Source organism: Gilliamella sp. Pra-s52, assembly GCF_009795805.1.
GTDB lineage: Bacteria > Pseudomonadota > Gammaproteobacteria > Enterobacterales > Orbaceae > Gilliamella.
The window spans coordinates 335,528-351,644 of sequence record NZ_WTEY01000001.1; the positions used below are offsets into that span (position 1 = coordinate 335,528).

12 protein-coding genes are annotated in these 16,117 nt (G+C 34.4%); 5 read left to right on the forward strand and 7 right to left on the reverse strand.

The window, feature by feature from the left end:
* Positions 1 to 16: 16 nt before the first annotated feature.
* A complete protein-coding gene (locus GQ594_RS01555) occupies positions 17 to 1,039 on the reverse strand; it encodes a TerC/Alx family metal homeostasis membrane protein (RefSeq protein WP_160411152.1) in 1,023 nt (340 codons plus the stop codon).
* A gap of 181 nt (positions 1,040 to 1,220) precedes the next feature.
* Between GQ594_RS01555 and dacB the strand changes: the two genes are divergently transcribed.
* Positions 1,221 to 2,657 carry a serine-type D-Ala-D-Ala carboxypeptidase gene (gene dacB, locus GQ594_RS01560; RefSeq protein ID WP_160411153.1) on the forward strand — a complete coding sequence of 479 codons (1,437 nt, stop codon included), beginning with the start codon at positions 1,221 to 1,223 and terminating at the stop codon, positions 2,655 to 2,657.
* 69 nt (positions 2,658 to 2,726) lie between these two features.
* Here the strand turns inward: dacB and GQ594_RS01565 are convergent, their stop codons facing one another.
* Both GQ594_RS01565 and GQ594_RS01570 read right to left on the reverse strand, forming a co-directional pair.
* Positions 2,727 to 4,562, reverse strand: a complete 1,836-nt coding sequence (locus tag GQ594_RS01565) for an ABC transporter ATP-binding protein (RefSeq protein WP_160411154.1) — start codon at positions 4,560 to 4,562, stop codon at positions 2,727 to 2,729.
* A gap of 256 nt (positions 4,563 to 4,818) precedes the next feature.
* Complete coding sequence (locus GQ594_RS01570; RefSeq protein ID WP_160411155.1) at positions 4,819 to 5,508, reverse strand: LexA family transcriptional regulator; 690 nt, start codon at positions 5,506 to 5,508, stop codon at positions 4,819 to 4,821.
* A 624-nt stretch (positions 5,509 to 6,132) separates the two neighbouring features.
* On the opposite strand from GQ594_RS01570, the gene GQ594_RS01575 reads away from it, so the two are divergent.
* Positions 6,133 to 6,303 (forward strand): Sec-independent protein translocase subunit TatA, encoded by a 171-nt coding sequence (locus tag GQ594_RS01575; RefSeq protein ID WP_202112414.1) that lies wholly within the window; start codon positions 6,133 to 6,135, stop codon positions 6,301 to 6,303.
* A gap of 18 nt (positions 6,304 to 6,321) precedes the next feature.
* Positions 6,322 to 7,506, forward strand: coding sequence for an FAD-dependent monooxygenase (locus GQ594_RS01580; RefSeq protein WP_160411156.1), 1,185 nt, complete (start codon positions 6,322 to 6,324; stop codon positions 7,504 to 7,506).
* 558 nt (positions 7,507 to 8,064) lie between these two features.
* On the opposite strand, the gene glmS is transcribed toward GQ594_RS01580, so the two are convergent.
* Both glmS and glmU read right to left on the reverse strand, forming a co-directional pair.
* Positions 8,065 to 9,897: a glutamine--fructose-6-phosphate transaminase (isomerizing) gene (glmS, locus tag GQ594_RS01585; RefSeq protein WP_160411157.1), complete on the reverse strand. Its 1,833-nt coding sequence runs from the start codon at positions 9,895 to 9,897 to the stop codon at positions 8,065 to 8,067.
* Between the two features lie 3 nt (positions 9,898 to 9,900).
* Entirely contained in the window at positions 9,901 to 11,280 is a 1,380-nt protein-coding gene (glmU, locus tag GQ594_RS01590; RefSeq protein ID WP_442903519.1) for a bifunctional UDP-N-acetylglucosamine diphosphorylase/glucosamine-1-phosphate N-acetyltransferase GlmU, read from the reverse strand.
* Positions 11,281 to 11,424: 144 nt separating this feature from the next.
* Here glmU and hemG point away from each other — a divergent pair, with 144 nt between their 5' ends.
* Positions 11,425 to 11,958 carry a menaquinone-dependent protoporphyrinogen IX dehydrogenase gene (gene hemG, locus GQ594_RS01595; RefSeq protein WP_160411159.1) on the forward strand — a complete coding sequence of 178 codons (534 nt, stop codon included), beginning with the start codon at positions 11,425 to 11,427 and terminating at the stop codon, positions 11,956 to 11,958.
* A 143-nt stretch (positions 11,959 to 12,101) separates the two neighbouring features.
* Positions 12,102 to 13,928, forward strand: a complete 1,827-nt coding sequence (gene typA, locus GQ594_RS01600) for a ribosome-dependent GTPase TypA (protein WP_160400179.1) — start codon at positions 12,102 to 12,104, stop codon at positions 13,926 to 13,928.
* A 34-nt stretch (positions 13,929 to 13,962) separates the two neighbouring features.
* Here the strand turns inward: typA and GQ594_RS01605 are convergent, their stop codons facing one another.
* Both GQ594_RS01605 and GQ594_RS01610 read right to left on the reverse strand, forming a co-directional pair.
* A complete protein-coding gene (locus GQ594_RS01605) occupies positions 13,963 to 14,379 on the reverse strand; it encodes an RnfABCDGE type electron transport complex subunit B (RefSeq protein ID WP_160400178.1) in 417 nt (138 codons plus the stop codon).
* The gene (locus GQ594_RS01610; protein WP_160400177.1) at positions 14,379 to 16,091 is read right to left on the reverse strand and encodes a formate--tetrahydrofolate ligase; all 1,713 of its coding nucleotides are present in this window, start codon (positions 16,089 to 16,091) and stop codon (positions 14,379 to 14,381) included. Before GQ594_RS01610 ends, GQ594_RS01605 begins: the two co-directional genes overlap by 1 nt.
* Between the last annotated feature and the right edge of the window lie 26 nt (positions 16,092 to 16,117).

Here is a 16,117-nt window from a genome sequence, read left to right on the forward strand (position 1 = left end):
CCTATGATTTGTAACATTAATTTTTATTTCTTTCTGGCCAAATAATACTGGCAATAATACCTAAGGTTAGTATACCTAGAACGATATAAAGACTTGTGGTTGCATCTATATCGATACCATATCCAAATAGATGATTACTTGCATTTAAAGCTAATTTTCCTGCAATAAAAAAAAGTAAGCAAGTAACCGCTTTACCGATGTGAACTAAATACTGCTTCATTGCTTGTAAAATAAAATACATTGTTCTAAGGCCCAAAATAGCAAAAATCATGGCACTATAAACAATTAATGGTTCTTGACTAACAGCGATTACAGCAGGAACTGAATCAAATGCAAACATAACGTCACTAAGTTCAATTACAACAATACATAAAAATAGCGGTGTAGCATAAAAAAAACTTTTAGGTATTTTACCAACTAAATTATTATTCTCAGGTTTTATAAGTTCAGCATCAAGTTGTTTTTGTGATAATAAAAAGTGATGACCAACAATTTTGGGATAAGATGGAAAAATACCTTTAGCAATGCGAAATGCAAAGTGATTTGAATAATCTTTTATATCTTGCTCATTATCTTGCCCCCTCAACATCATTATTCCTGTGCAAGCAACCAATATTGAAAACACAAACTCCATCCAAGGACCTAAATATAGTAACCCTGTACCAAGAATAACAAATATGGCACGAAATATAATAGCACCAATAATCCCCCAATAAAGTAAGCGATGACGATAATTATTTGGTACAGAAAACCATGAAAAAATAGCCATAATTACAAACAAATTATCGACTGATAAAGTTTTTTCAAGAACGTAGCCTGTAATAAATAAACTAGCTATTTCACTTCCGTGATGAATGTATAAAAATAGAGCGAATGCAAATGAGACTATTATCCAAAATAATGACCAGATAATGGCATTTTTCAAATTGATAGGTTTATCGCTATGATGCGCGTATAAATCAATAATAATTGCAGCCAGGGCTAACCCAATAAATACTAGCATCGTTTCTATTGGAAAACCTAATGAATGTTGAGTCATAATTATATTACCTAGTTTTAAAAGTTATATGGAGTTAATTTTTCTTATTATTATGTTGAATTATTCAATAGTACATAATTATAAAAGTGCTTGAGTATATATTGCTAGCTATATCAAAAAAAGTTATATTTGCAATTCACATTTAACTGTTTTTATTTAATAACATTTTGAGCCAACATTCATGATAAAATTCAGGGTAATTATTTTTTTCATCCTTCCTTTTTTTTCAGGATTATTACATGCACAACCAGTAGAACCTTATCTATCTTCTTTACCTAAAGGAAGTGATTTATCCATTTTGGTTCAATCGGTTGGAACTAAACCTAAGACAATAGCAAAATATAAAAGTGATCAATTCAAACAACCAGCAAGCACTCAAAAGGTAATAACAGCTTTAGCCGCTCAACTTGAATTAGGTAGTGATTTTCGATTTATAACGCGTATACAAACCAATGGGGCAATAACTCAAAAGCAGTTAAATGGTGATTTAATTATTCAATTAAGTGGTGATCCAACGTTTACTCGATCTCAATTAAAAAATATGATTACTACTTTACGCCAAAAAGGTATTGAAAAAATTGTAGGAAATGTGATTTTAGATACTTCAATTTTTACTAGTCATGACAAAGCTCAAGGGTGGTCATGGAATAATTTAACAGCTTGTTATAATACCTCCCCGTCAGCAGCAATTATTGATGATAATTGTTTTTATGCAACAGTGACACCAGGGAAAGTAGGTGAAAAAGCCTCTATCTCCGGCCCATCTAATATTCCTGTTGTGGTGATCGGGAGTGTAAAAACTATAGCAAAAAATAGTAAAGACATTAATGATAGGTATTGTGAATTAGATGTTAATTATTCATATAAAAATCGATATTATCTATCAGGCTGTATTTCCGCAAGTTCAGATAAAATACCATTAAAATTTGCGGTGATTGATGGTGTTGAATATTTTTCTACTATTTTAAAAAATGAACTTAAATTACAAAAGATAACTTATACAGGATCGCTATTTGAAGTTAATCAAAGGAGTAGCTCAAAGTTAAATTTATTAGCATCTAACCAATCAGCGCCACTTTCTGATTTATTAACGGTGATGCTCAAAAAATCAAATAATTTGTATGCGGATGTTATTTTTAGAACTTTAGGTGCGCATTATTATAATGTTCAAGGAACATGGCGTAATGGGGGGGATGCCGTTAAGCAAATTTTACGCAAAAAAGCGGGTATTGATCTTGAAAACTTAGTTATTGCTGATGGTTCTGGTTTATCTCGATTAAACTTGGTGAGCGCCGACAAATTAATGGAAGTTTTACAATATATTGCAGCCCATAACGAACAATTAAAAATTATTGAAAAGCTACCAATTGCGGGGGTTGATGGAACCTTACAAAATCGCAAGAGCTTTAACCAAGCACCATTTAAGGACTTGATACGTGCTAAAACAGGTTATATTCAAGGATGCTATAATTTAGCTGGATTTATACAAAAATCCGATGGTAGATATATGGCTTTTGTACAGTTATTATCGGGTTACCATGCGGATAGCCAAAATGGTCCTAAAAATAGTGCAATTATGCGATTTGAATCAGAATTTTATAAAAATTTTATGAACTAATTGCTCAATAAGGACACATAGATTTTATATGAGTATGTGTCCTGATTTATTTATTAGTAAAGTATTTAATTAAATATTTTCCCCTAAAAATCCACCACTTTGATGTTTCCAAAGTTGTGCATATAACCCATTTTTTTTAAGTAATTCTTGGTGGGTTCCTTGTTCAATAACTTTACCTTGATCGAGTACGATTAATTTATCCATTGCGGCAATAGTTGACAAACGATGAGCAATGGCAATAACTGTTTTTCCTTCCATTAACGTGTATAAGCTTTCTTGAATTGCTTGTTCGATTTCAGAGTCCAGGGCACTTGTTGCTTCATCTAATAATAAAATAGGAGCATTTTTAAGAATGACGCGTGCAATAGCTATTCGTTGTCTTTGCCCCCCCGATAATTTTATACCTCGTTCACCAACAAATGCGTCATAGCCTTTTCTACCACTTGCATCAACTAATGTTTTAATAAAATCATCAGCATATGCTTTTTGGGCTGCGGTAATCATTTGTTCTTCAGTAGCTTGATTGTTACCATAGAGCAAGTTTTCTCGAACTGTTCGATGCAGTAAAGAAGTATCTTGTGTCACCATACCAATTTGAGCTCGTAGGCTTTCTTGGGTAACAGACGTAATATCTTGCCCATCAATTATAATTTTGCCACTTTGTAAATCATAAAAACGGAGTAACAAATTGATCAGCGATGATTTTCCAGCTCCTGAACGACCGACTAAACCAATTTTTTCACCTGGTTGTATCGTTAGATCTAAATTTTTAATTATTGAAATTTGTTTTTTTTCATCATAGCTGAAATTAATATGTTTAAACTCGATTTTTCCTTGAGTTATATTAAGCTTAGATGCATTAGGTTGATCGACTATTGTTTTAGTTATAGAAAAAGTATTAATTCCATCTTTCACAACACCAATATTTTCAAATAAGGCGGTCATTTCCCACATGATCCAGTGTGAAAAACCATTTAGTCGAAGCGCTACAGCTGTTGTTGTTGCTATTGCACCAATACCAATTAATTGATTTGTCCACAACCATAGGGCAACGCCTGTTGTACTTAGTATTAACGAAACTGATAATAAATGATTAACAATTTCAAAAGTACTGACTAAACGCATTTGTTTATTAACAGTAACTAAAAATTCATCCATTGATTCTTGTGCATATTTTGCCTCATTACCCGAGTGAGAAAATAGTTTGACTGTCATAATATTGGTATAGGCGTCCGTTACTCGCCCTGTCATTGTAGAACGGGCATCAGCTTGCATGCTAGCAACCTTACTTAAACGGGGAATGAAATAATACATGGCAATACCATAAATTAGACACCAGGTTACAAATGGAATTAATAACCAAATATTTAATTGCCCGATGATGGTTGCCATGGTAATAAAAGAAATCAAGACATAGATAAAAATATCTGATACTAAAAAACAAGTATCTCGAATCGCAAGTGCTGTTTGCATGACTTTTGCTGATATTCTTCCTGCAAACTCATTTTGAAAAAAATGCATACTTTGATTTAGTACTAATCGGTGTAGATTCCAACGCATTCTCATCGGAAAATTCCCAGCTAGGCACTGATGCTTAATAATAGTTTGTAGTCCAATAATAAAGGTACTTGCTAAAATGATTAAGGCTAATAGTACTAATGTTGTTTTCTCTTGTTGCCAAAATTTGTTAGGTTCAACAGAGGCAATCCAGTCAATAACTCTACCTAAAATAGCGTATAAAAAAGCTTCAAAAGCACCACCTAAAGCACTAAAAATAATCAGTAACAGTAAAAGTAATCGAGTCCCTTTGGTTGATTGCCATATGAAACTAAAAAAATTTTTAGACATGGATTGAGGTTCATCTTTTGGGTAAGATGACACCAATTTTTCAAAAAATTGATACATATTAGACCTAATTAATAATAAAAATTTTCACCGTTGATGTTGTCAATAATATAGAAAAATAAAAGGAGTGCAAATAAATACAAATGTTTTTTCACTAAGACTAAGGTTGTATTTAATATGTTAAACAAAGAATGCTTAATTATATTCTTGCAGTTTTTGATGATAAAAATATTAAATAAACCTATGAGGAAATACACGTTAAATATTTCCTCAATTTTAGATTATGTATTGGAAGTTGATATAATTATTAAAAACATTAAAAAATGTCTTTAATAATTAGTACAACACGTCCAACAATATGATATTTATGGAAGTCATTCTTGGGTACTTCGATGGTAGGATGTTGGCTATTATTACAAATCAATAACCATCCATTGAGTGTTAAGCGTACCTTTCTTAGAAAGGTTATATCTTCATATTCAATTAAATAAATTGCTCCATCAACAATATCACTTATTTCAGTATTAAGAATTAGACCGTTATTATTTTCTATTTCAGGTGACATTAAATCACCTTTGGCCCAATATATGATTAATCTTTTTGCATCTAAGCCTCGATGTTTTACCCAACCCTCAATAATAGGGTAGTTCATAACCGGAGGTGTTTCTCTAACAAAACGTTCTTTTTGTGCTTCTTCTTTAGTTGGTAATTGTTTTTTGTAGACAGGAATTCGATAAATATTTTCATTGTAGACATCTTCTTCATTTTTCGAGTCCACAAATTCTTGCCTATGACCAGTGGCAAGCCAATTGAAAGATACATTACATTTTTCAGCAATTACTTCTAGACGAGTAAGTGAAGGGTAGGTTTTCCCGGATAAATAATCTCTAATTACTGTTTCAGACATATCGCATTTTTTAGCGAAAGCGGAAACAGATAACCCCTGCATTGAACTGTGTAATCTATCTTTAAATGTTTTGACATTATTATTTTTAGTTGCTTTCATCGTTGCTCCATTATTTTTCTTGTGTAATTTTATTAATTATAAAGTATTTTTTTTGATTTTAAATAGTAAATACATTGAAAATACAATAAAAAATTTTTTATTTATTAATTTGCGTGATTTTTTTGTTTTATGCTTTTATTTTTTATTTTTTTCTGTTTTTAATTTGTTATTCTTATCACTTTTATGAAAGTGGTAATGTGTTTTTTTATTTTGTTTTTCGTGTTTTTATACTAAAAATATTTATTTAAATGATAAATTTTATTTTTTTAATTGTTTTTGATATTAATCAATATTTTATGGTGGTTTTGTTTTTGTTTATCTAATTGTTTTTTAATGGCTTATTTTTTTGCGCAATGTTTAAACAAATAAAAATAAATAAAAAAACAAATAAAAACGTTGACGTAGGCGAAAAAAAATGGATAATAAGAATGGTAAGGATTTTTCATTGTTTTCTTTCCTTATATTCCTTATATTTCATGTTGGCCTGTATAGTTTTATACAGGCTTTTTTTATTTCTGAACTATTCATGAAATCCTACAATAAAAAGAGTATAATAAATTCGTCATAAAATTTGTTTTGTAACCTATCCTAATGAAGAGCTATATTTATTGAGAGGATTTGATTATGTCTTTTAGCATCCCACATCTTTTAGTTTTTCTTGCTGTGGTCATTTTATTATTTGGCACTAAAAAATTGCGTCATTTAGGTTCTGATCTTGGTTCAGCATTGAAAGGCTTTAAAAAAGCGATGAATGATGATGAGGTTGAACCAAAGAATGATGATAGATTAAGTTAAATAGTTGCATTTATTCAAATGAATATTCAATTTGATGTGGTAATTGTCGGCGGTGGGTTAGTTGGTTTAGCTACCGCTTGTGCACTGAGTAAAAATGCTCTAAATATTGCGATTATAGATAATAAAATTCATCAACACGAATTCTTTTCGCATGTAGGAATCGGTATTAGAGCTTCTGCTATTAATGGTTCGAGCCAACAGTATTTTTCGCAAATAGGCATTTGGGATGATTTATGCAATAGCAATCGCGTGCAAGAATTTACTGAGATAGGTGTATGGGAAAAAAATGGTCAAGCACATTTATCCGCACATGCTAAAAATTATAATTGCCCAAATTTAGGTTATATTATAGAAAATAATGTTATTTCTCATTATCTGTACCAATATGCTTTAAATTGTCCTAACATTAATATGTATAATTGTGAAGCAATTGATTGTGCTTTTAATGACGACTTTGTCTTTCTGACTCTTGCTGATAAAAGTGTTTTACAAGCTAAATTAATGATAGGTGCAGATGGTGCTCATTCTTGGGTGCGTAAATATGAAAATATTTCTACATTTGAACGCAATTATCTTCATAATGCTGTCATTACAACGGTTGAAACAGAATACCCTCATCAATCTTGTGCTAAACAAGTTTTTTATCCAAATGGAATTATTGCTTTTCTTCCACTTTGGCAGGAAAATAAAAGTTGTTTAGTTTGGTCGACTAAACCTGATCATGCTGCGGTTTTAGCATCAATTTCTGAATTTGAATTTTCAAATAAACTATTTGCGTTAACTGGCGATAAAGTGGGTAAATGCCAATTAATTAATTCGCGTATGGTATTTCCTTTAAAAGAACGCTTTGCAAAACAGTTTGTTAAGCATAGATTTGTGTTGATTGGTGATGCGGCACATACTATTCATCCTTTAGCTGGACAAGGTGTAAATCTAGGTTTTCAAGATTCCGCTTTATTAGTTTCTACAATTAAAACATTAGTTAATGAACAAAAAGATATAGGTTTGGCTAGTAATTTAAAATCGTATCAGTTTAATCGCCGTAAAGATACATTAATTATGCTTGCAGCTATGCGAACTATTCAAGATATGTTTAATGGTGATAATTTACTAAAAAAAACGTTAAGAACAATTGGCATGAATACCATAGATCATAGCCCACTATTAAAAAGACAACTGATTAAATATGCTATGAATATTTAGTCATTCTTCGGTTATACTCCAAGTTTTCTCTAGATTGTTAAAAAGATACAATTCTAATACTTCAGTTAAATAAGTGTGGTATTGTTCAATGTAACTGTTTTGATATTGGCTGTAAGCTCAATATAATCAATAGTGATATCATGAAGTTTTACCCAACTGGTGAGCGTATTTCTAGTAAATTTTGGTTCATTATCTACTCGTATTTTTTATGGATAATTATGATAACGCACCAACTTGTTAAGATGGCAGGTATTTTCTAGTAGCCAGAGTAAACTAGCAGTAATTTCAACGCCTAATGCTTATAGGTTAAAGTCTTCAATAATTACTGAATGAGTACAAAGTCACTTTCTTGCCATTGGATAATAAATTCACGTGATAAATAGGTGTCTTTTAATTCCAATAGGTAATTAATGTTAATCAAATTTTGACTAAGTGACGATAATTTCATTAAAAATTTTAATAAAATCAATATGTTTTCTGGAAGGTTTTTATGCGTTATTGGTTTTGATATTTTATATCAAAACCAATAATAAACTTTTGTAGCTTATAAAGCCAGACTTACTCCACGGTTACCGATTTTGCCAAATTACGAGGCTGATCGACATCGGTGCCTTTGATCAAAGCAACATGATACGCCAGTAACTGGGTTGGTACGGTGTAGTAAATCGGTGCGGTTGGCTCTTCAATATGGGGAAGATTGATAATATGCATGGTATCATCACTAACAAAGCCAGCATCTTCTTGAGCAAAGACATACAGTTGACCACCCCGTGCTCGAACCTCTTCTATATTAGATTTTAATTTTTCTAGCATTTCGTTGGTTGGTGCCATAACAATAACAGGCATATCCGCATCAATTAATGCCAGTGGACCATGTTTGAGTTCACCAGCAGCATAGGCCTCAGCGTGAATATAAGATATTTCTTTGAGTTTTAGCGAAGCTTCCATAGCGATTGGATACTCATCACCTCGACCTAAGAATAACGCATGATGTTTGTTGACAAAATGTCTAGCAAATTTCTTAATTTGAGGTTCTGCCATGAGCACTTGCTCAATGCGGTTTGGTAAAATTTGTAACGCATGCACAATAGCTTGCTCGGTACTTTCTGCCATATTATTTATGCGTCCTAATTTAGCAACTAGTAGCAATAAAACCGTTAATTGTGTGGTAAAGGCCTTAGTTGATGCAACGCCAATTTCAACCCCAGCTTTGGTTAATAGCACTAAATCAGCTTCACGCACGAGTGTTGAGGCTGCTACATTACAGATCGCAAGGGTATTTAGGTAATTATTTTCTTTCGCTAATCGTAATGCCGCGAGTGTGTCTGCTGTTTCGCCCGACTGTGAAAGTGTGATAAATAAGCTATTTTTGCGGCGAGCTGGGTTACGGTAACGAAATTCTGACGCAATTTCGACATCACAAGGAATTCCAGCTAAAGCTTCAAACCAATAACGTGCAACCATACCAGCATTATAAGCAGTACCACAGGCAACAATTTGAACATGCTCAACTTGTTTAAGAATGGCTTCCGCTTGCTCGCCTAACTCTGATAAATCGACCTTGCCATGCATCATGCGACCTTCAAGCGTATTTTTAATCGCATTAGGTTGTTCGTAGATCTCTTTTTGCATGTAATGACTATAGCCTGCTTTGCTGCCCGCATCATATTGTGCATCAGATTCTATACATGGTCTTGTTACTTCTTGGTGATTTTTATCCAATATGGTCACTGTTCGGTGAGTGATATGTGCGATATCGCCTTCTTCTAAATAAATAAATCGGCGGGTAACTGGCAATAGTGCTAATTGATCAGATGCGATAAAGTGCTCGCCTATGCCGCAACCGATAACTAAAGGACTACCTGAGCGTGCCGCAATAAGGATATCAGGATTGCGGGTGTCCATAATTACGGTACCATAAGCGCCACGCAATTGTGGAATAGCTTTTTGTACAGCGTCAAATAAGGAACAATCTTCGGTTGTTATAATGTTATGAATTAAGTGGGCAATTACTTCGGTATCGGTTTCTGAACGGAATTGATAACCTTTAGAGATCAATTTCTCACGTAGTGGTTCAAAATTTTCAATAATGCCATTGTGCACAACAGCAATAAAACTAGATACATGAGGATGGGCATTATGTTCAACTGGTTCACCGTGGGTTGCCCATCGGGTATGAGCAATTCCTGTAGTTCCTTTTATTGGATGTTGCTCAACTGCGTCTTTTAGTGCTTGTACTTTACCAACACGGCGAATACGCTGTAATTCACCTTGTGGTGAAATAATTGAAAGTCCAGCGGAGTCATAACCACGATATTCTAATCGTTTTAAACCTTCTAATAATATTTCAGCAACATCACGTTTGGCGATAGCACCCACAATACCACACATAGTTTATTCCTCGTCAGTTGACTTTGTTGGTCGTTTCCAACCAGCAAGTTGTTTTTGTTTTACTCGGCTTACGACCAATTCATTCTCATTCACATTATTGGTAACCGTTGTTCCTGCTGCAATAGTTGCCCCTTTACCCACTGTTACAGGTGCAATTAATTGCGTATCAGAACCGACAAACACATCATCTTCAATAATGGTTTTAAATTTATTGGCACCATCATAATTACAGGTGATGGTGCCTGCACCAATGTTGACATTATTGCCAATTTCGCTATCACCAAGATAGCTTAAGTGTCCAGCTTTGCTTGCTTGGCCTAGATGTGTCTTTTTTAGTTCAACAAAGTTGCCGACATGAGCTTGTTCATCAAGTTGTGAACCCGGTCGTAAGCGGGCGAATGGCCCAATAGTACATTGTTTAGCGATGGTTGAATCTTCAATAATGCTATATGGACTGATACTTGAATCATCATCAATTGTACAATTTTTCAAAATACAACCAGCACCAATAAATACGTTATTACCTAATTTGACATTGCCTTCAATAATTACATTACAATCAATCGTAACATCTTTACCGTGCGATAGAGATCCTCGTAAGTCAAAACGAGTTGGGTCAAGCAATGTTACGCCTGCTAATAATAAATTTTGTGTTTGTTGATGTTGATATTGTCGTTCTAATATTGCCAATTGCAGGCGATTATTGACGCCTTCAACTTCAAATTGTTGTATAGGTTGTGATGTTTTAATGTTATAACCATCTTGATAAGCAAAGGCAATGATATCCGTTAAGTAATACTCTTTTTGTGCATTATCATTGGTTAAACGAGACAACCAATCTTTGAGTAATTTACCAGTAACAAGCATAATACCTGTGTTAATTTCTTTGATTTTTTGTTGCTCAAGAGAGGCATCTTTCTGTTCAACAATGGCGATAACTTTGCCATTTTTTCGTTCAATTCGTCCATACCCTGTTGGATCATCTAACGTTACTGTTAATAATGCAATACCGTGCTCTGTTTTGCTAGCGATTAAATTTTTTAATGTTTCAACCGAAATTAATGGCGTATCCCCATAAAGAATCAAAATATCTTCGTCATCTTGAATATAAGTGCTAGCCTGTTGAACTGCATGCCCTGTGCCAAGTTGTTCTGCTTGATAGATAAGTTCGACATGTTGATCTTTAAGTGCAATTTCGAGCTGCGATTTACCATGACCATAAACAATATTAGTGCGATTTATATTAAGTTGTTGCACGGTATCAATAACATGTTGTAACATCGGCTTACCACCGATTTTGTGTAATACTTTTGGCTGCTCGGAATACATCCGTGTGCCTTTTCCTGCTGCTAAAATAATTGCACTAAGTTTTGTTGGTGAAATCGCCATAATCAGTTCCAGTCCAGTTAAATAAGTTAACTACTATAATCAAAGTCTTCTATGAAATCACCCCCAGTTCGTTAATTTTTATAATAAAAAAAGTAAAATTGATTTATGATAAGCCATTATCAAATAAGGTTTTATATTATGAATACAACAAAAAAGGTTTTATTACTTTACACAACTCATGAAAAACAAACACTTAAGATCATGCAACGTATTAAAACACAGTTAGACGATAAATGTTACTGCGATGTTATTGAACTTTTAGCTGATAGCAAAATCGAGCTTTCAAACTATGATGCCGTATTGTTGGGAAGTTCCATTCGCTATGGATTTTATAGTAAATTAATGAAAAAATTTATTGATGAACATTATCAACAATTAAACAATATGAAGTCAGGATTTTTTGGTGTAAATGTCGTAGCAAGAAAGCCACATAAAAATACACCAGAAACCAACTTATATACCAAAAAATTTCTAGCTAAAATAGCATGGAAACCCACTTTTACCGCTGTTTTTGCAGGTGCTCTTTATTATCCTCAATATAACTGGTTTGATCGTAATATGATCCGTTTTATTATGTGGCTAGGTAAAGGTGATACCGATGTGACAAAACCGATTATTGAATATACAGATTGGGCAAAGGTAGATGAGTTTGCTAAAAAAATTAATACTTAAACTCATCGCTTCATGAAATTTTTTTAAACTTATCAAGTGCTCAAGTTCTTTTTAAGAAACTTTGTGATATAGATCAACATTTCGACTAAAAAGGTGTACAATATCGCGCCTAAAGAATTTATCTCCTAATTGGGATTTTAATTGTGATTGAAAATTTAAGAAATATAGCCATTATTGCTCACGTTGACCATGGTAAAACAACCTTGGTTGACAAGTTATTAAAACAGTCAGGTACGTTAGATAATCTGCGTGGTGATGATAATGAACGCATAATGGATTCAAATGCGCTTGAAAAAGAGCGTGGTATTACCATTTTAGCTAAAAATACTGCGATTGATTGGAATGGTTACCGAATTAATATTGTTGACACCCCAGGACATGCTGATTTTGGTGGTGAAGTTGAACGTGTTATGTCGATGGTTGACTCTGTGCTATTACTTGTTGATGCAATGGACGGACCAATGCCTCAAACCCGTTTTGTAACGCAAAAAGCTTTTGCCTATGGTTTAAAACCGATTGTGGTTATCAATAAAGTTGACCGTCCAGGAGCTCGCCCTGATTGGGTAGTTGATCAAGTATTTGATCTATTTGTTAATTTAGGAGCAACTGATGAACAGTTAGATTTCCCTATCGTTTATGCTTCTGCTTTAATGGGCATAGCTGGTGAAGATCACGAAAATATGGCTGAAGATATGACGCCATTATTTGAAGCGATTGTTAAGCATGTTGAGCCACCAAAAGTTGATTTAGATGGTCCATTCCAAATGCAAATTTCACAGCTTGATTATAATAATTATGTTGGAGTTATTGGTATTGGTCGAATTAAACGTGGTCGTGTTAAACCAAATCAACAAGTGACTATTGTCGATAGTGAAGGTAACAAACGTACAGGCAAAGTAGGGCAAGTACTAGGTCATTTAGGTTTACAACGTTATGAAGCCGAAGTTGCCGAAGCGGGTGATATTATTGCTCTAACAGGTCTTGGCGAACTCGGTATTTCTGATACGATTTGCGATAATAGCTGCGTTGAAGCATTACCAGCGTTAACTGTTGATGAACCAACAGTAACCATGTTTTTTAATGTTAATAGCTCTCCATTTGCAGGTAAAGAAGGTAAATATGTCACTTCTCGCCAAATTCTTGAGCGTTTAAATAAAGAACTTGTACATAATGTTGCGTTGCGTGTTGAAGAAACCCCAGATCCCGACGCCTTTAGAGTATCAGGCCGTGGTGAATTACATTTATCAGTACTGATCGAAAATATGCGTCGTGAAGGTTATGAATTAGGCGTATCTCGTCCTAAAGTTATTTTTAGAGAAGTTGACGGTAAAAAACAAGAGCCATTCGAACAAGTTACCCTTGATATTGAAGAACAACATCAAGGTTCAGTGATGGAAGCACTTGGTTTACGCAAAGGTGATCTAACCAACATGTTACCAGATGGTAAAGGTCGTGTGCGTTTAGATTATGTCATACCAAGCCGTGGTCTTATCGGTTTTAGAACTGAATTTATGACAATGACTTCAGGTACTGGTTTACTTTATTCTACATTTAGTCATTATGATGATGTTCGTCCAGGTGAAATTGGTCAGCGTAATAATGGTGTTATGATTTCAAACGGTACTGGTAAAGCATTGGCTTATGCTCTGTATGGTTTACAAGATCGTGGTAAATTATTCCTTGGTCATGGTGCGGAAGTGTATGAAGGTCAAATCATTGGTATTCATACTCGTTCAAACGATTTAACTGTTAACTGTTTAACGGGGAAAAAATTAACCAATATGCGAGCATCAGGTACTGATGAGGCAACAACACTTTCACCACCAATTAAAATGTCATTAGAACAAGCACTAGAGTTTATTGATGATGACGAATTAGTGGAAGTTACACCATTATCTATCCGTTTACGTAAACGTCATTTAACTGAAAATGATCGTAAACGTGCGTTTAGAAGTGGTAATAAAGACTAATTATTATTAGTTCTATCTTAATATGAAAACCTCGCTATTTAGCGAGGTTTTTTTTGGCTTTTACTCTAGCAATGGCGTCGGCGATAGACTGTTTCCTGTCGACCGATGTGCTAGCTTTATTTGCCACCGGTGTGGTACGAGGAAACAAAATTGTTGGTGGCACCAATTGGTTGTGATTTAACCGCTGTTGTTTTTTCTCAGTTAGCGCTAACTCTTCTGATTCACTTAATACAGTACCTAATGTGCTTAATGTAATACAGTCTGTTGGACAGGTATTAATACAATTACTGCACGAAGTGCATAGCTGTGGCAAAATAGTGTGTAATACTTGCTTACTGCCCACTATAGCATCGGTTGGGCAAACACGAATGCATTTGCCACAACCAATACAGTTCTCTTCATCAATAAACGCTTTATATTCTTGTTTAGTTTGCATAATCACTTCTTGCATTAACTTAAACCTACAATATTACCATCCTTGTCAATATCAATATGCCTATAAGCAGGATTAGTACCAAGCCCCGGCATCGTCATGACATTTCCAGCGTAAACACGAATAAAGCCAGCCCCAGCTGAAATAGCCAAATGACTGATATCAACGTCAAAATTAGTGGGTACATTTTTTAAGTTAGCATCAGCACTGATTGACATTGGAGTTTTTGCAATACAAAGAGGAAGATGATCAAGTTTCAATGCTTCAATTTCTTTGATGTTTTCTAATGCTTTTGGCGATAAATTGGCTTTATTAGCACCGTATTTTTTTACCATAGTTTGAATTTTATCAGCGAGTGGCATATTGTCTGGATAAGGTAATTTTATTTCACTTGGCATTTCACACGCTTTAATAACATGCTGTGCTAATTTTTCAGCGCCTTTACCGCCTTGAGTAAAGACTTCACTTACTTCACAAGCAAAGGCACCATGTTTAACTGCATATTGTTGTAAAAATGCTAGTTCTTCCTCACTGTCGTGTGGAAAGCGATTAATAGCGACGATCACTTGTAAGCCATAACTTTTTGCATTATTAATATGCCATGCCAAATTAGTTGCACCAATCTCAAGTAATTCAACGTTGGATTCTGAAATTTCTTTCGGAATAGCTTGCCCTGGTTTGATATTATACTTTCCGCTATTGGATTTTAGACTTCGCACCGTTGCAACCAATACCACACATGACGCTTTGATACCAGCTTGACGGTATTTAATATTAAAGAATTTTTCCATCCCCATATCCGATCCAAATCCTGCTTCGGTCACAACATAATCGGCAAGTTGTAAAGCAATACGATCAGCAATGACAGATGAATTACCATGGGCAATATTAGCAAAAGGACCAGCATGAATTAATACAGGTGTATGTTCAACGGTTTGCATTAAGTTAGGGTTTATAGCATTTTTAAGTAATACCGTCATAGCGCCTGCAACTTCAAGTTGTTCTGCGGTAATAGCTTCGCCTTGCGTGTTATAAGCAAGAATAATACGACCAATACGAGCACGCATATCGTGTAAATCTGAAGCTAAGGCTAAAATTGCCATGAGTTCTGATGCTGCGGTAATTTCAAATCCATCTTGGCGTTCAACACCATTAACGCCACCACCCACACCGACAGTTATTTTACGAAGTGCACGATCATTATGGTCAATCACACGTTTCCAAACAATGCGATTAACATCAATATTTAAACGAGGTAAACCTGTTTGGGCGGTAAATTCATCACCTAGACGCTCTTCATGATAAAGGCGTGAATCTAATGCGGCCGATGCCAAATCATGAGCAGCAGTAATTGCGTGAATATCACCGGTTAAATGTAAATTTAATGTTTCCATCGGTAATACTTCAGCTTGCCCACCACCAGCAGCGCCACCTTTAACACCAAAAACCGGACCAAGGCTTGGTTGACGAATACAAGCAATTGCTGTTTTACCGATATAATTTAAGCCCTCACTTAGCCCAATAGTATTAACGGTTTTCCCTTCGCCAAGCGGTGTTGGTGTGATAGCGGTAACTAAAACTAGTTTACCATTAGATTTATTTTGATTGGTTTTGATAATGGATAAATCGATTTTAGCGACATGCTTGCCATAAGGTAATACAAACTCATCTGGAATATTGTATTGTTTAGCGATTTCGGTAATTGGGCGTAAAGACATATTTATTCTCATTTAACAATAGATTGGGAGATTAGTAT